The organism is Hoeflea sp., assembly GCF_984452065.1.
The window spans coordinates 1-17,385 of sequence record NZ_CFHWAF010000097.1 but is presented as its reverse complement, the minus strand read 5'-3'; the positions used below and the strand labels follow the sequence as shown (position 1 = coordinate 17,385).

Below are 17,385 nucleotides of genomic sequence, written 5' to 3'. Positions count from 1 at the left end.
GAACGATGGCAGCGGCGCCTTGTCGATCACGGCCACGGGTACTGTGACAGGCACGAATGGCGATGGCATCAATGCCACGAACTCAAGTAATGGCACGGGCCTGACCATCGATGTAGCGGCGGTCAGCGGCGGCACAAACGGCATCGAAGCCCGGAACGATGGCAGCGGCGCCTTGTCGATCACGGCCACGGGTACTGTGACAGGCACGAATGGCGATGGCATCAATGCCACGAACTCAAGTAATGGCACGGACCTGACCGTCATCGCGGAATCGACCGCGATCGTTGAAGGGGCGATCACCGGTGTTTACGCCCGTCAGAACGGCACAGGCGCCTTCTTGATCGAGAACCACGGCACCATCCGCAACCTGTCGGCTGAATCTTACGATCTGGCCATCCAGGCCGTCTCCAACGGCACTTCCGGCGTGACCATCACCAACGCCTCGTTCAACTCGATCGTCGGCACGGTCCAACTCACCGGCAATGACGACACCGTCAACAACACCGGCCTGTGGCAGACCAGCAGCACTTCCGACTTCGGGGACGGCGACGACACCCTCAACAATCTTGCCGACAGCATCATCAGGGTCTCGGAGGCCACGGAGTGGAACAATCTCGAAACCTTCAGAAACATGGGCAAACTGAAAATGGCCGACGGCAGCGCTGGGGACAGGCTGACGATAACGAGCGGCAACGCGTCCTTTGCCGCTCCCTCCGTCTGGACGATCGATCTCGACGGCACGGATATCGATTCGATGTATGTGGCCGGCACCGTCACCATCGACGGCGGCACCGTCGACATCTCCGGATCGCCGGAGGCGCGCATCTACACCATCCTGACTGCCGGTGGCGGTCTGAACCTCATCGACGAATTCGCGCTTGAGGGGCTGTTTGTTGCTGACTACGAACTGCAATACGATCTGAATAATGTTTACCTGATATCGTCGTTATTTACGTTCTGCGATCTGGCCGGCACGGCCAACCAGGCGGCTGTTGCCTGCGATGGCCTCGACAGCCCGTCCGACACCAATGACATCGTCCTTGCGTTGCTGGCGCTGACGGACGAGGAGGTTCAGACCGCCTACGACGCGCTGTCCGGTGAGATGCAGGCGTCGATAAAGGGCGCGCTGATGGACAACAGCCAGGCGCTGGTCGCTGCCGTCAACCGGCGCATGAATGCCCGCTTCGGCGACGCCGACACACAAAGTTCCACGGCCGCCTTCGGCAACCTGTCGGCGCTTTCCGACGGCAATAACGGCTTTTGGATGACCGGCTTCGTAGCCTGGGACGATACGGACGCCACCGCCAGCACGGCGCAGATGAACAACGATCTCGCCAGCGTGGTCCTCGGTGCCGACCGGGTGTTCGGCGACATCTGGCGCTTCGGCATTCTGGGCAGCTACAGCCAGAGCGACATATCGCAGGACGCGCGCGCCTCGTCCGGCTCGGCCGATACCTGGTCGGTGGGCCTTTACGGCGGCGCCGAAGCCGGGGCGAACGTTCTGAGCTTCGGGGCGGCCTACAACTGGCATGCCATCGACACTTCCCGCGCGGTTAGTTTCACCGGCATCAACCAGACGCTCTCGGCCAGCTATGATGCGCAAAGCCTGCAGCTCTTTGCCGAGGCCAGCCATAAGGCGCAGCTCGGTCAGTTCATACTGCAGCCCTTTGCCGGCGTGTCCTACATCCGCCTCGACACGGACGGCTACAGCGAGACCGGCGGCAGCGCTGCGCTGACGGCGGCTGCCGACACGCAGGACACCACCTTCACGACGCTCGGCCTGCGCACGTCCATGCACCTTACCGACCCCATCCACATGCGCACCATGCTCGGCTGGCGCCATGCCTTCGGCGATACCGGTCCCACTTCCGTCTTCACGCTGGCCGGCAGCAACCCCTTCACCGTCACCGGCGCGCCGATTGCCGAGAACGCCTTTGTCACCGAGCTTGGCCTCGAGGCCGGACTGTCGGACAACGCCTTCCTCGACGCCTCCTACAACGGCCAGTTTGGCGACGGCACGCAATTCCACGGCTTCAACGCCGACATCCTGGTGCGGTTCTGAGGGCAAAGGCGCACCGGTGGGAATACGCTATCGATGAATGACATGACAAAACGCGTTTGCATGCTTGTCGCCGCCGGGCTTTCGGCGGCGATCCTCGCCGTCCGTCCGGCAACCGCCACCGACGACCGCAGCGCCGTGACGGAAACCTTCGGCGACTGGACGGTCAGCTGCAGGCGGCAACCGGCGCGGTCAGAAACCTCCGGCGGGAACGCCACCTGCCAGATGACCCAGGAATTGCACCAGTCGGGAACCGGCCAGCGCGCCCTGCTGTTTGCCCTTCCGGCAAAATTCGCGCGCGACGGCTCCAACGCGGTGATCGTAACGCCCTTCGGGATTGATCTTGCGGCCGGCATTACGGTTGAAGTCGATGGCGTTGCATTGACACGGGCAGCCTTCCGCACATGCCTGCCGGTCGGCTGCGTCGTGCGGCCTCAACTCGATGCAGCCATGTTCGACCGGCTGCAGAACGGCCAGGTCGCCACCGTGGTCATGACCGCGCTGGAAGGGTCCTCGCCGGTGCGTATTGACGTATCCCTTGCCGGCTTCACAGCAGCCAGCAAGCGCCTCGGCGAACTGACGCAACAATTCGACTGACGCAATGTTACGGCGGATGATTTCGCACTACGCTTGCGATGACCGACCGGTCCGGCAGTTCGGCCTTTGTGGCTGCATCACTACAATTGGCAAAGGCCCCATGCCGGCATAAAAGACAAACTCCAATCAACCGATCAGGGCGCAGTGTGAACAACCTCATGAGAGCCCACATCTAGCGTATCTTGGTTAAATGCCTCCATTTAACCAAGATACGCTTGTCACAGCCCGCTCTAATCATAAAGGCATCTGATATATGCGCCGGACTGTTGGGCGCGGCGCTCGACAAGCGTTGCAAGCCGGGTGAGGCCGGGCGAGGGTTGCACCGGACTTCGCACATTGGGATTTGGCAGCGCCACCGCCAGATAGGCGGCCTGCCGGCGTGACAGGCGGGCTGCCGAAACGCCGTAATAATAGTAGGAGGCCGCTTCGATACCGTAAATGCCGGGACCCCATTCGGCGACATTGAGATAGAGCTCCATCAATCGGCGCTTGGACCAGACGGCATCGGCAAAAAAAGCCAGCGGAACCTCAAGCCCCTTGCGCAGATAGGACCGGCTGGACCACAGGAAGAGGTTCTTGACGGTCTGCATCGCGATCGTGCTCGCTCCGCGAGGTCGCTCGCCGTCCAGCGCGCTGTCGATGACGACATTCACCGCATTCCAGTCGACACCGTGATGGGAACAGAAGCGGCCGTCCTCCGACATCAGAACCGACTGGACCAGAACCGGCGCAATGTCATCGAAGGCGACCCAGGTCCTGGCATAGTCGTGCGCGACAACGAGATCGCGGACCATCAGCGTTGAAACCGGATGAACGAAGGATGGCGTATAGGCGGCGATCAGCACCAGCGGCGCAAGAACAATCACCACAACGATACGCAACGCCAGACGCCTGAGGGAAAGGCCGCCGGAACGCCGTTTGCTGTTTTTTCTCTTCCTGGCCAAGGCTACACCCTCCAGCGTCTTTACCCACTTCCTTAGAGCAAGTCAGGCCTGGATTGAACCGCTTCATGACCGACAGTGATCTCAACCGGCGGCAACAAAGAAAGCATTGCCGCCGGTTTGGCTTCATGCGAAGACGGCACCATGACATCCGAACCCTTATCCATTGCCGAGAAGCTGGCCGAACGGGCAGCCGAGGTCGAAACCGTGCTCGACGAAATCCTCACCCCGGCCGTGCGCGATGAGGAGATCGCGCGCCCGGCCAATTTGCTGGCGGCCATGCGGTACGGCGTGCTGAACGGCGGCAAGCGCCTGCGGCCCTTTCTGGTCATGGAAACTGCGGCGCTTCTGGGCGCCGACCGCATCGCGGCAGCCCGGGTTGGAGCCGCGATCGAGTGTCTGCACTGCTACTCGCTGATCCATGACGACCTTCCGGCCATGGACAATGACGATCTGCGCCGCGGCCAACCGACGGCTCATGTCGCCTTCGACGAGGCAACGGCGATCCTCGCCGGCGACACCCTGCTCACGCTTGCGTTCGAGGTCATCGCCTCGCCGCGGACACAGGCCGATGCCGAACGCCGGATCGAGCTCATCCACGAATTGACGAAGGCAGCCGGCATCGGCGGCATGGCCGGCGGGCAGGCGCTCGATCTCGCCGCCGAGACATCGCCGCCGGACGAGGCCGGCATCATCAAGCTGCAGGCGATGAAGACCGGCGCACTGATACGCTATTCCTGCGAGGCCGGCGCGATCCTCGCCGGCGCCGCGACCGAGGACAGGCAACGGCTGAGACGCTTTGGCGAGGCGATCGGTCTGGCGTTCCAGCTTGCCGATGACCTGCTCGATGTCACCGGCGATGCGGATGCCGTGGGCAAGGCCACCGGCAAGGACGCCGCGCTCGGCAAGGCCACCCTGGTCGGGCTGCATGGCCAGGCGTGGGCGCAAAAGCAGCTCTCCGGCCTCATAAGCGAGGCGACGGTACTGTTGGAGCCCTATGGAAAATCGGCCCGATACCTGATCCTCGCGGCGCGCTTCATCGCCGAACGCGACCGGTGACACCGGATCGGCCAAACGTCATTCGGTGCGGCACCGGCCTTAAACAACCGTTAACCCTTGCCTGAAAAAATGGCATGCAATTATGACGGTATGGAGCGCAGATCATTTGCGCGTGTAACGGGATATGATCGGGACCCACCGCATGTGCATCGGTTCGCATGCGGGCGAAGACCGGTAAAAAAATTTGATTATTGAGCTTATCGACTGGTACGGGCATGCAAGAGTGGAAGGACAACCGCCGCCGCCGGAAAAGAATTTCCATGTTTCTGCGCGCCAGCTATGTCGCGAGCCTGCTGCTGATCGGGGCCATAAGCTTTCTCTTTTATACGCAGCAGCGGGAACAGAATCAGACGATCAGTCATCTGGGGCTGATGATCGATGCGCTGCACAAGCTGGACCTGGCTCTCATGTCCCTGGCGGACCGCGCCGTTCAGGTGGAGAACCTGCCTGACGACGCGGGTATTGAATCGGTCAAGAAGGGCCTGATTTTCCGCCAGGAAGCCGTCGAGACGGAATTATCGCAGTTTCGCCAATTGTGGTTTTCGCCGCAAACGCCGCAATCCCTCAGGGACAGCGTCTATGCGGCGGACCGGTATATGCGGGCCGACGAGCCGTTCAAACATTACAGCCGCATTGTCGACGCCGACGTCGTGCAAGAGGCCGAAAGCGTGGAAGACCTGCGCTGGGCCGGCAAGGTCCTGCATTCCGTCTATGACAGCTTCCTGAGCCGGACCGATACGAATATCACGCAGAGCATCCTCTCGTCGCTGAAGGACACGACCATCGCCCAGGGCCGGCGGATGGAGATGTTTCTCTTAACGACGCTCGGGGTTCTGCTCGCACTCGGACTGTTCGTCTTCATTCCCATCGATGTCCTGCTGTGGCGCTCGATCCGCAGCCTGGACCAGGCGGTCGCGCAGGTCCGTCGCGACAACAGAAGAGCCAAGGCGGCCGAGCGGGCGAAATCGGAATTCCTCGCCAATATGAGCCACGAGATCAGAACGCCCATGAACGGTGTGCTCGGCATGGCGGAACTGCTGTCACGGACGAAACTGGACACCAAGCAGCGCACCTTCACCGACATCATCGTCAAATCCGGCCAGGCGCTTTTGAGCATCATCAACGACATCCTCGATTTCTCCAAAATCGACGCCCGCCAGATGCAGCTCAGTTCAGCGCCGTTCAGCCTGCGCGAGACCGTGGAGGATATCGCCACGCTCCTCGCCGGAAGCGTTGCCGAGAAGGATCTTGAAATGATCGTGCGATACGATCCGGAATTGCCCGAGGCCTTCATCGGCGATGTGGGCCGGCTTCGTCAGATCCTGACCAATATCGTCGGCAACGCGGTGAAATTCACCGAAAAAGGCCGGGTCATGATCAATGTCGGCGGCGGTATCCGGGGCAAGGAAGCCGATATACGCATCGGCATCGAGGACACGGGTCCCGGGATTCCGGCCGACAAACTCAACGTCATCTTCGACAAGTTCAGCCAGGTCGACGCCTCATCCACCCGCAAATACGAGGGCACCGGGCTGGGTCTTGCCATCGCCGCGAGGCTGGTCGAGCTGATGGGCGGCCAGATCGCGGTTGAAAGCACGATCGGCAAGGGATCCGTCTTTCAGGTCAAGCTTCGCCTGCCGGTGAGCGATGAGCTCAAACAGGCCAGGCCGGCCGTCAGCCAGGATTTCACCGGCGCGCGCATTATCGTCGTCGATGCGAACGAGGTGGGACGGCAGGTTGCCCGCGAACAGCTTCAAAGCTGGTCCTTCGACTGCGCCGCCGTCGAATCCCTCGAACTCGCCGTCGCGCTCGCCCGCCGGTCGTCGGAAGTCGGTTTGCCCACCGACCTCATAATCCTCGACACGCAAACGCCGGAGCAATCGGCTCCGGCGCTGCGCTCTGAACTGTCCGCGCTCGGTGCGACCGCGGATATAGCGATAGTGCTGACGACCGCCGTCGACCATCAGGGAACCGCCGAGCTCTGCGAGCGCCACGACATCAACGCCCATCTGATGAAGCCGGTGCGGGCCTCGCTGCTGCTGGAGACGATCACATCCGTGCTGGCGGAAACGGCGGCACGGTCCGGAAATGCCGCCGATCGCGGTCCGGCAAAGCACAAAGGCGGCGAAGCAGTTTCTGAGGGCGCCGCCCCGGACGATGCGCCGGCAGCGCCCCCGCGGGAGGACAGGTCGGATAGCGTCGACATCCTGGTGGCCGAGGACAATGACGTCAATCAGATGGTGTTCGACCATATGCTGGGCGAGAGCGGCTATTCCTACCGCATCGCCGGCGATGGGGAGGAGGCCGTGCAGCTCTGGCGCAGGCTCAAGCCGCGCCTGATCCTGATGGACGTCTCCATGCCGCGAATGAACGGCTATCAGGCAACCGCCCATATCCGCGATCACGAAGCGAGAATCGGCACGCACACACCGATTGTCGGGGTCACGGCGTATGCGCTGAAGGGCGACCGCACCCGTTGCCTGAATTCGGGCATGGACGACTACATGCCGAAACCGATCTCACCGGAAAAACTCTCTGAAAAAATCGAGATCTGGCTGCGTGGCGGAACGCAAAGCCGGCGCAAATCCGCCTGAGCCGGAAGCGCTTCAGGCAGCGCTGGGATCTTCGCGTTCGCCGGCACCGAAACGATTGGCGATATAGGCATCCACCATCGCCTCGAAGTCGGCGGCGATATTGGGTCCGCGCAAGGTCTTGACCTTCTTGCCGTCGACAAAGACCGGCGCCGCGGGGTTTTCACCTGTCCCCGGCAATGAGATGCCGATATCCGCGTGTTTGGATTCGCCCGGCCCGTTGACGATGCAGCCCATCACGGCAACATTGAGTGTTTCAACGCCGGGATATTTCTCCCGCCAGACCGGCATATTGCGCCTGAGATCATCCTCGATCTTCTTCGCAAGCTCCTGAAACACGGTCGACGTCGTGCGACCGCACCCGGGACAGGCCGCGACCACCGGAACGAACTGGCGAAATCCCATGACCTGAAGAAGCTCCTGGGCAACCTGCACCTCGCGCGTGCGGTCGCCGCCGGGCTCCGGCGTCAAAGAGATGCGAATGGTGTCGCCAATTCCCTGCTGCAGGACAATGCTCAGCGCTGCGGACGAGGCGACAATCCCCTTGCTGCCCATGCCGGCCTCCGTCAGACCCAGATGCAGGGCATGGTCGGAGCGGCGTGCCAGCTCGGTGTAAACGGCGATGAGGTCCTGCACCTGGCTGACCTTGGCCGAAAGGATGATGCGCTCCCTCGGCAAACCGATCTCTTCCGCCAGCTCGGCTGACAGCAGAGCCGACTGGACGATCGCCTCGCGCATGACCTCCTGCGCGCTGAGCAGCCCGCCATTTTCGTGGTTCTCATCCATCAGCCGCGTTAAAAGCACCTGGTCGAGCGAGCCCCAGTTCACGCCGATACGCACCGGCTTGTCGTTGCGGATCGCCGTTTCGATGATCTGCGCGAACTGTTTGTCCTTCTTGTCCTTGAAGCCGACATTGCCCGGATTGATGCGGTACTTTGCCAGCGCTTCCGCACAGGCCGGATGATCGGCGAGCAGCTTGTGGCCGATATAATGGAAATCGCCGACGAGCGGCACGTCCAGTCCCAGCCGCTCCAGGCGCTCGCGAATCTTCGGCACGGCCGCGGCGCTTTCATCGCGGTCGACCGTAATGCGGACGATTTCGGAGCCGGCATGGTGAAGAGCGGCAACCTGTGCCACCGTCGCGTCGATGTCGGCGGTATCCGTGTTGGTCATCGACTGCACCACCACCGGTGCGCTGCCGCCGATCGTCACGCCTCCGACGTTCACGGGCACGGAAGCCCGCCGGTCAAACAACTGCGAATAGTAGCTCGACATCCAAACCTCTGCTCGCCCGGTCCGGCGATAAGCCGGACCCCATGGCTCGTGAGGTGGAACAATCGGTCCCCGATGTCAATATGAAGACACCGGGCAAGCGGTCTCTGTGCTGATTTGCAGCAGTGTCGGACGCCGGATTGACGCCAAGATCGGCCGGTGCGCCTGCGACGGCCGCCGCCGGGTCCGTTTTCGGCAAGGGACCGATCAGGGTGCCGCCGCTGGACGACACATGAAGAATGGCCTGCGGTGTTGCAATATTCCTGTCCTCAGGCGACACTGCGCCGAATCGTGACGGATACCGCAGGCAGCGGGGACGGCCAAAGGTGGAGGCGGCTCAATGCATCTGATTGACTGGCAGCTGACCGGCTACGACTACCTGACATTCCTTTTCCTCCTGATCCTCATCATCGCTTTTTTCTATATTCTGATCCAGATCGGCAGCCTGCCCGGCAAGATCGCCGAACGGCGCAACCACCCCCATGCCGGGGCGGTCAAGATCATCGGCTGGATCGGCCTTTTCACCGTCCTTCCCTGGGTGCACGCGATCATCTGGGCATTGCATGAGGCAACTCTGGTCGACGTACGCACCATGCCCGACAGCGATGTGGACCTCGAGGCGCGGCCGGCATCCGTCTATGGAATCCCGTTGCCGCCCGGCCCGCAAGAGGGAGCCGGAGCCCACCCGGCAGTCGAGGCAAAGGTGCCGGAAGACGCGGGTGAGCAAAGCGCTGAAGCGCCCGACAATGAACCGGACAAGACAGCCTGACGGGGTGGATGAATGTTTGTAGCCGTTGGCATTGTCGTCGCTTACATCGTCTTCGTCTGGCTGGTTTTCTTCCGCTTCAGGCTGCTCAAGTTCAATATCGTCTGGGGCATCGTCGGCTTCTGGGTCGGCGTGCACCTGCTGCTGATCTTCCTGATCGCACTGCGTTTCTTCCAGCCCTATTCCATGGACGGTCACGTGATCCGGCCGACCATCCAGCTGGTCCCGCGTCTGCCGCAACCGACCTTGCTTGAGCAGGTGCTGGTCACCGCCAACCAGCAGGTCAAGGCCGGCGATGTGATGTACCAGTTCGACAGGACCATCTACGAGGCCAATGTCGAGACCAACCGGGCCAATCTCGTCGAGGCCCAGCAGAATGCCAAGATTCTGGACGTCAATGTCGAGCAGGCCAACGATGCGCTCGCCGAAGCCGTGGCCAACCAGACCTATGCCCGGGAAGAGGTCAGGCGCTACACCGATCTGGTGCCCAGGGGCGGCGCGCGCCAGGAGACGCTGGACAAGTGGACGCAGCAGCTTGCGGCCGCCGATGCGCAGGTCTCCGAAGCCGAAGCCAATGTGACAAAGGCCGAGCTTGCCCGCGACGCCAAGATCGACGGCGTGAACGCGCAGGTCGTCGCCGCCGAGGCCGATCTTTCCAAAGCGCAATATTACCTGAACCAGACGACGATCCGCGCGCCGGAGGACGGCCTGATCATCACGCAACAGGCCCGCCCCGGCCTTGTTGTCGGCAACCGGCGCATCGCCGCACTGGCGGTCCTTGTCGCCGACGCCGATCCCTATCTGCTGGCGACCTTTTACCAGGAACATCTCAAATTCGTCGAACCCGGCCAGGAGGTCGAAGTGGCGCTCGACATCTTCCCCGGGCAGATATTCAAGGGCGAAGTGGAGGCGGTCTGGTGGGGAACCGGACAGGGACAGATCAAGCCGAGCGGCAACGTTCCGACATTCCGCTTTCCCAAGCTGCAGGGCCGCATCGCCGTCCAGATCAAGGTGACCGATCCGGCACTCAAGCGCTTTCCGGCCGGCGCCCACGGGGCCGTCGCCATCTATACCGGGCTCGGCAAGGGGTTTGAGCCCCTCAGGCGCATCAATATCCGGCTCTATTCCTGGGCCAACTTCCTGTTCCCGCTGAATCTGTGATGATGGCGGTCACCATGGAGACATTGAGCCGATACGCGAAAAATGGCCGCAGGCTTGCGGTGCTGGCGGCGACAGGCGCAGTGCTTGCCGGCTGCATGGTGGGGCCGGACTTCGAACGTCCCGAAGCGCCCTATCTCGGGAGCTGGAGCAAGGGTGCCGGACTGCCGGTCGACGCCGAGACCGGCTTCACCACCCGCAGCGAGGCCGTCAACAACTGGTGGACGCTGTTCAAGGACCCGGCCCTGACGGCCCTGATCGAGGAGGCCTATCGCCAGAATGTCGTCCTTGAAGCCGCCGGCGCACGCGTCTACCAGGCCCGCGCCCAGCTCGGCGTCGCCAGGGGCGAACTGTTTCCGCAACAGCAACAGGCGAAGGCCGGCGCCGAGAAGGTGCAGCTCAGCGAGAACGAACCGCTGATCCGCGACATCCGCCAGTTCATACCGCTCGATCCCGAGTTCACCCGCTACAGCGCCGGCTTCGATGCCGGCTGGGAGATCGACCTGTGGGGCAAGATCCGCCACAATGTCCAGTCCGCCCGGGCCAATCTGCTCTACCAGATCGCCAGCTATGACGACGCGCTGGTCACGCTGACGGGCGACATAGCGGCCACCTATGTCACAATCCGCGAGCTTCAGGGCCTCATTGCCATCACCCGGCGCAATCTGGCGCTGCAGAAGAAGAGCCTCGATATCGCCAAGGTCAAGCTGGAAGGCGGCACGACCACAAGGCTCGATGTCGACGAGGCGACGGCCGCCTATAACAGCACGCTGGCGACATTGCCGGGCTATCAGGCCGATCTCGCCCAGGCGATGAACGCCATGAGCGTGCTGCTGAGCGAGCCGCCCGGCGACGTCGCGCCGCGGCTGAAGACATATGCCCGCCTGCCGCGGGTGCCGGCGACGGTCGCCGTCGGCGTGCCGGCGGACATGCTGCGGCGCCGCCCCGATATCCGCGCCGCCGAATATCTTGCCGCGGCGCAGTCCGGCCAGATCGGCGTCGCCAAGGCCGATCTTTATCCGGCTTTCACCATATCCGGCGCCATCGGCCTCAAGGCAGGCGACTTCAAGGGGCTGTTCAACACCCGCAGCTTCGAGGGCTTCATCAATCCGTCCTTTTCCTGGAATGTGCTCAATTACGGCCGCATCCAGAACAATGTCCGCGTACAGGATGCCGAGTTCCAGGAAGCGCTGGAGCAATACAAGAATACCGTCCTCAACGCCTATGCCGAGGTGGAGACGGCACTTGTCGCCTTTGTGCGCTCGAAGCAGCAGGCCCTCTATCTGTCACGCAGCGTGGCCGCATCGAAACGTGCCGAGGGCGAGGTGCTGACACAGTACCAGGACGGCACGGCCAGCTACGACCGCGTTATCGACGCGCAACGCGCGCTGCTCGATTCCGAAGCCCGGCTGCTCGCCGCCCGGGCCGACGTTCTCACCAACCTGATCGCCGTCTACAAGGGCCTTGCCGGCGGATGGGTGCCGCCCAATGTCAAGGGTTTCGTCAACGCCGGCACCCGTCAGCAGATGGAAGACCGCACCAATTGGAGCCGGCTTCTGGAAAAGCCCGTCCTGCCGACACAATAGAGCCGGGCTCGCTTAACGGCTCACCGCGGCAGGCGCGCCGATATCCGCATGCCGTGCCACCGATGACAGAGCCAGTACCACGCCGAAAAGCGCGGCAAGCCCCATGAAGGCGACGGAGAAGCTGTTGTATTCTGCAACGAAGCCGATAAGCGCGGGCGCCATCAGGATACCCGAATAACCCATGCTCGTTGCGATGCTGATCCCGACACCGGCCGGCAGCCCCGGCAGATTGCCGGCCGCCGACAGGGCGACCGGGACGAGATTGGCGATGCCGATGCCCGACAGCGCAAATCCGGCGATCGCTGCGGCGGGCGAGGCGGCCGTGGCGGCAACGAACAGGCCGGCGGCGGCAATCAGCGACGAATAGCGCACGGTCCTGACGGCACCGAATTTCCGCCGGACCGCATCGCCGACAAACCGCACGATCGCCATCGTCGCGGCAACCGCGCCGAAGGCAAGACCCGAATAGCTGACGTCGGCACCGAGATCCTGCCTGAGATAGAGCGCGCCCCAGTCAAGGATCGCACCCTCGGGAACCATGGAAAACAGGGCAACCAGCCCCAGCACATAGGGCATCGGCGCGAGGGTGAGGCGAAATCTGGGTTTGGCATCCGGCGGCACGGGCAGATCGGGCGCCAGCCGGATAACGGCGGAAAGAACAAGCACAAGCGCGATCGCCGCGACAATGCCGGCATGGATATTCGCACCGAACCGGCCGATCAGGAAACCGCCTGATGCCGCACCGATAAGGCCGCCGAGGCTCCAGAACCCGTGGCAGGAGGACATGATGGCCCGCTTCAGCCTTCGCTCCACGACCACCGCATTGGCGTTCATGGCGATATCCATCGAGCCGATCACACCGCCGAAGACAAAAAGCACAACCACCAGCACCGGCACCGCCGGCGCAAAGACAAGCGGCAACAACGCAAAACAGCAGGCGATGCTGGTCACCCGCAAGACCGGCAAGGCGCCGATGCGTGCGATCAGCGCGCCCGACAGCGGCATGATCAGAATGGACCCGAGGCCGAGCGCCAGAATCAGAAGGCCGATCTTCGATTCGCTCAGCGCATGACGTCCCGCCAGCTCGGGAACCAGCGGCGCCCAGCTTCCGACCACAAATCCGTTCATCAGGAACATCGCGGAGACTGCTGCGCGCATGTCCGTTGCCCCCAGAGCAGCCCAAACAGGTCTGCTTGCGGCCGCCAAACGGCGGAACTGTTTCAAATTATGCGTAGACGACCAACAGGTCTTTTGCGTCGATCTGATCGCCGGCTTTTACCAGCACCTCCGCGATGACGCCATCCCTTTCTGCGTGGATCGCGGTTTCCATCTTCATCGCCTCGATGGAAAGCAGCACGTCTCCGGCCTGAACCTCCTGTCCCGCCGCGACCGCCACGGTCGAGACGACGCCCGGCATCGGCGCGCCGACATGGGCCTCGTCGCCGGCATCGGCCTTGCGGCGCTGTGCGGCGGCCGAGGCGCCGTGAGCCCGGTCCGGAACCTTGATGCGCCTCGGCTGGCCGTTGAGTTCGAAGAACACGGTCACCATACCCTTGTCGTTGGGCTCGCCGACCGCAAGGTTGCGGATCACCAGCGTCTTGCCTTTCTCAAGATCCACAAAAAGCTCGTCACCGGCAGGCAGGCCGTAGAAATAGGCCGGCGTGGGCAGGGTCGAGACCGGGCCGTAGGTCTCCTGTGCCAGCGCATAATCGGTGAAGACCTTGGGATACATCAGATAGGAGGCGAGCTCGAAATCGTCGACGGACCGGTCGATGGCCGCCTCGATATCGGCTCTCTCGGCGTCAAGATCGGCATCGTCCAGAAGCGAGCCGGGCCTCACCTTGTAGGCATCGTCGCCCTTCAGCACCTTCTTTTGCAGGGCTTCGGGCCATCCGCCGGGCGATTGTCCGAGATCGCCGCGCATCATCGAAACAACCGAATCCGGAAACGACACATCGCGATCCGGATCTTCCACATCGGCAACCGAAAGGTCCTGCGACACCATCATCAGGGCCATATCGCCGACAACCTTGGAAGACGGTGTCACCTTGACGATGTCGCCGAACATCCGATTGGCATCCGCATAGGCCTGCGCCACTTCGTGCCAACGCGTCTCGAGGCCGAGCGAGCGGGCCTGCTCTTTCAGATTGGTGAACTGTCCGCCCGGCATTTCATGCAGGTAAACTTCCGAAGCAGGGCCCTTCAGATCGCTTTCAAAGGCCACATATTGCGCCCGCACGGCCTCCCAGTAGAAGGAAATGCGGCGTATCCACTCCGGATCGAGACCCGGGTCGCGCGCGCCGCCGCGCAGCGCTTCGACGATGGAGCCGAGACATGGTTGAGACGTGTTGCCGGAAAGCGCGTCCATCGCGCCGTCGACCGCATCGACCCCGGCATCGACGGCGGCGAGAACCGTTGCCGCCGAAATACCTGACGTATCATGCGTGTGGAAATGGATGGGCAGATCCGTTGCCTCGCGCAACGCCTTGAAGAGCATGGTTGCGGCGGTCGGCTTCAAAAGACCCGCCATATCCTTCAGCGCAATGATATGCGCGCCCGCATCGGTCAGTTCGCGTGCCAGGCCCTCGTAATATTTCAGGTCGTATTTGGGTCGGGCGGAGTTGAGGATATCGCCGGTATAGCAGATCGTCGCCTCGCACAGCCGGTTCTCCTCGCACACCGCATCCATGGCGACGCGCATGTTCTCGACCCAGTTGAGGCAGTCGAAAACCCGGAAAAGATCGATGCCGCCGCTGGCCGCCTGACGCACGAAGAACTTGACCACATTGTCGGGATAATTCTTGTAACCGACGCCGTTCGCGCCCCTCAGCAGCATCTGAAGCAGGATGTTGGGCGCGCCCTCGCGGATCTGCGCCAGCCGCTCCCACGGGTCTTCCGTCAAAAAGCGCATCGACACATCGAAGGTCGCGCCGCCCCAGCACTCCAGCGAAAACAGCTCGGGAAGCGCTTTGGCATAAGTATCGGCGATGCGCACGATGTCATGGGTGCGCATGCGGGTCGCCAGCAACGATTGATGGCCGTCCCGCATCGTCGTGTCCGTCATCAACACGCGCTTTTGCTCACGCATCCATGATGCGAATTTTTCCGGTCCCAGCGTATCGAGGGTCTGCTTGCCGCCGTCCTTGATCGGCGCGTCGATAAAGGGAACGATCGGCTCGCTGACATCCTGATCCGGCATGATCCGGCCGCGGGTTTCCGGATGTCCGTTGACCGTCACATCGGCCAGATAGGTCAAGAGGCGTGTCGCCCGGTCCTTGCGGCGCACCTGCTCGAAGAGCTCCGGCGTGTCGTCGATGAATTTGGTCGTATAGCTGTTGTCGCGGAAATGCGGGTGACCGATGATCGCCTCGAGGAAAGTCAGATTGGTCGCGACGCCGCGGATACGGAACTCGCGCAGCGCCCGGTCCATGCGGTTGATCGCTTCCTCGGGTGTCGGCGCCCAGGCGGTTACCTTTTCAAGCAGCGGGTCGTAGTAGCGGGTGATGACGGCGCCCGAATAGGCGGTGCCGCCGTCAAGACGTATGCCGAATCCGGTGGCGCCACGATAGGCGGTGATGCGGCCGTAATCCGGTATGAAGTTCTGCTCGGGATCTTCGGTCGTGATACGGCACTGCAGGGCATGGCCGTTAAGGCGGATATCGCCCTGCGCCGGTACGCCCGACGCATCCGTGCCGATCTCAAAACCGTCCAGAATGTGGATTTGCGCCTTGACGATATCGATGCCGGTGACTTCCTCGGTCACCGTGTGCTCGACCTGAATGCGCGGATTGACCTCGATAAAGTAGAATTCGCCCGTATCGGCATCCATCAGGAATTCGACGGTTCCGGCGCCGATATAGCTCGTCGCCTCGCCGATCTTGATGGCATAGGAAGCAAGCTCCGCCCGCCTGGCATCGTCCAGATAGGGCGCGGGCGCGCGCTCCACCACCTTCTGATTGCGCCGCTGGATGGAGCAGTCGCGCTCATAGAGGTGGACCACATTGCCATGCGTGTCGCCCAGCATCTGGACCTCCAGATGCCGCGCCCGCTCGACCAGCTTTTCCAGATAGACCTCGTCCTTGCCGAAGGCGGCCCGCGCCTCCCGCTTGGCCTCCGTCACCTCCCGTTCCAGTTCGTCCTCGGAGCGGATGACGCGCATGCCGCGGCCGCCGCCGCCCCAGGATGCCTTGAGCATCACCGGAAACCCGATCTCCCGGGCCATGCGGGCCGTCTCGTCCATATCGTCCGGCAGCGGTTCGGTGGCCGGCACGACCGGCACACCCACTTCGACGGCGAGATTGCGCGCGGCGACCTTGTTGCCGAGCCGACGCATGGTTTCCGGTTTCGGGCCGATGAAGACAATGCCGTTGTCGGCACAGGCCTCGGCAAATTCCGGGCTTTCCGACAGCAGTCCGTATCCCGGATGGATGGCATCGGCCCCCGAGAGCTTGGCAATCCGGATCATCTCGTCGATGGAAAGATAGCTCTCGATGGGACCGAGATCGGCCGGCAGGTGCGGACCGCGCCCGACCTGATAGGATTCATCGGCCTTGAACCGGTGCAGAGCCAGCTTGTCTTCCTCCGCCCACACGGCAACGGTTCTCAGTCCCAACTCGTTGGCCGCGCGAAAAACGCGGATGGCAATTTCGGATCGGTTGGCGACAAGAATTTTCGAAATCGGCAAGATGTAAAGTCTCCACAGGCTGTGCAGCGCAGCAAACCGCACGCTATCGCGCAATCTATTAGACTGTTTCAAAAAATATTTGAAGCTCCGCGCCGCAAGAAGCTGATGCGTGCCCGCATGTGTGTGCATTGCACCAATTTCATATGCGGGACAGGATTTGGGCGCTGGAAACGGCATTTACGCCGCCGGTTCAGCTTCGCCGAGGGTCAGGCTCAGCGCTCCAGCATCGGCGCCTCGTCACGGCGCAGCGTCAGGACTTCGACGCCGTCCCCGGTGACCGCGACCGTATGCTCGAACTGGGCCGACAGTTTCCGGTCATTGGTCACCACCATCCAACCGTCGCTCTCCGTCGAGACCTTCCGGGTCCCCTGGTTGACCATCGGCTCGATGGTGAAAACCATGCCTTCGCGCAATTGCAGACCGGTTCCCGGCCGTCCGAAGTTGAGCACCTGCGGCTCCTCGTGCATCTCGCGGCCGATGCCGTGACCGCAATATTCCCGCACGACTGAACAGCCGTTGCTTTTGGCATGGCGTTCGACCGCATGGCCGATGTCCCCGAGATGCGCGCCGGGCCGCACCTGTCTTATCCCTTTCCACATCGCCCCTTTGGCAATCCGCGATCGTGTCCCATTGCTTGGTGTAACAGCGAGCTTTGCTCACCGAGTATCCCGG

11 protein-coding genes and 1 pseudogene are annotated in these 17,385 nt (G+C 62.5%); 7 read left to right on the top strand and 5 right to left on the bottom strand.

The window, feature by feature from the left end:
• Together AC5E6N_RS17055 and AC5E6N_RS17050 are read left to right on the top strand one after the other, a co-directional pair.
• A partial coding sequence (locus AC5E6N_RS17055) for an autotransporter outer membrane beta-barrel domain-containing protein (RefSeq protein WP_491748942.1) occupies window positions 1-2,062 on the top strand: 2,062 nt, incomplete at its 5' end.
• Window positions 2,063-2,095: 33 nt separating this feature from the next.
• Entirely contained in the window at window positions 2,096-2,656 is a 561-nt protein-coding gene (locus AC5E6N_RS17050) for an invasion associated locus B family protein (protein ID WP_491748941.1), read from the top strand.
• 230 nt (window positions 2,657-2,886) lie between these two features.
• Here AC5E6N_RS17050 and mtgA read toward each other — a convergent pair whose 3' ends face one another.
• On the bottom strand, window positions 2,887-3,615 hold the full coding sequence (gene mtgA / locus AC5E6N_RS17045; protein WP_491748943.1) for a monofunctional biosynthetic peptidoglycan transglycosylase: 729 nt from the start codon (window positions 3,613-3,615) through the stop codon (window positions 2,887-2,889).
• A 126-nt stretch (window positions 3,616-3,741) separates the two neighbouring features.
• Between mtgA and AC5E6N_RS17040 the strand changes: the two genes are divergently transcribed.
• Both AC5E6N_RS17040 and AC5E6N_RS17035 read left to right on the top strand, forming a co-directional pair.
• The gene (locus tag AC5E6N_RS17040; protein ID WP_491748940.1) at window positions 3,742-4,656 is read left to right on the top strand and encodes a polyprenyl synthetase family protein; all 915 of its coding nucleotides are present in this window, start codon (window positions 3,742-3,744) and stop codon (window positions 4,654-4,656) included.
• A 260-nt stretch (window positions 4,657-4,916) separates the two neighbouring features.
• The gene (locus AC5E6N_RS17035) at window positions 4,917-7,250 is read left to right on the top strand and encodes a response regulator (protein ID WP_491748939.1); all 2,334 of its coding nucleotides are present in this window, start codon (window positions 4,917-4,919) and stop codon (window positions 7,248-7,250) included.
• Window positions 7,251-7,262: 12 nt separating this feature from the next.
• On the opposite strand, the gene ispG is transcribed toward AC5E6N_RS17035, so the two are convergent.
• Window positions 7,263-8,522: a flavodoxin-dependent (E)-4-hydroxy-3-methylbut-2-enyl-diphosphate synthase gene (gene ispG / locus AC5E6N_RS17030; RefSeq protein WP_491690126.1), complete on the bottom strand. Its 1,260-nt coding sequence runs from the start codon at window positions 8,520-8,522 to the stop codon at window positions 7,263-7,265.
• Window positions 8,523-8,859: 337 nt separating this feature from the next.
• On the opposite strand from ispG, the gene AC5E6N_RS17025 reads away from it, so the two are divergent.
• The 3 genes from AC5E6N_RS17025 to AC5E6N_RS17015 are packed head-to-tail and all read left to right on the top strand — an operon-like array spanning window position 8,860 to window position 12,029.
• Window positions 8,860-9,288, top strand: coding sequence for a DUF3302 domain-containing protein (locus AC5E6N_RS17025; RefSeq protein ID WP_491748938.1), 429 nt, complete (start codon window positions 8,860-8,862; stop codon window positions 9,286-9,288).
• Window positions 9,289-9,300: 12 nt separating this feature from the next.
• Window positions 9,301-10,446 carry an HlyD family secretion protein gene (locus AC5E6N_RS17020; RefSeq protein WP_491748937.1) on the top strand — a complete coding sequence of 382 codons (1,146 nt, stop codon included), beginning with the start codon at window positions 9,301-9,303 and terminating at the stop codon, window positions 10,444-10,446.
• A 14-nt stretch (window positions 10,447-10,460) separates the two neighbouring features.
• A complete protein-coding gene (locus AC5E6N_RS17015; RefSeq protein WP_491748936.1) occupies window positions 10,461-12,029 on the top strand; it encodes an efflux transporter outer membrane subunit in 1,569 nt (522 codons plus the stop codon).
• Between the two features lie 12 nt (window positions 12,030-12,041).
• On the opposite strand, the gene AC5E6N_RS17010 is transcribed toward AC5E6N_RS17015, so the two are convergent.
• The 3 genes and pseudogenes from AC5E6N_RS17010 to AC5E6N_RS17000 form a co-directional block, all read right to left on the bottom strand.
• Window positions 12,042-13,187: an MFS transporter gene (locus AC5E6N_RS17010; RefSeq protein ID WP_491748935.1), complete on the bottom strand. Its 1,146-nt coding sequence runs from the start codon at window positions 13,185-13,187 to the stop codon at window positions 12,042-12,044.
• Window positions 13,188-13,254: 67 nt separating this feature from the next.
• Window positions 13,255-16,713 carry a pyruvate carboxylase gene (pyc, locus tag AC5E6N_RS17005; protein ID WP_491748934.1) on the bottom strand — a complete coding sequence of 1,153 codons (3,459 nt, stop codon included), beginning with the start codon at window positions 16,711-16,713 and terminating at the stop codon, window positions 13,255-13,257.
• Window positions 16,714-16,925: 212 nt separating this feature from the next.
• Window positions 16,926-17,321: pseudogene (locus tag AC5E6N_RS17000) on the bottom strand (type I methionyl aminopeptidase); the annotation flags it as partial.
• Window positions 17,322-17,385 lie beyond the last annotated feature (64 nt).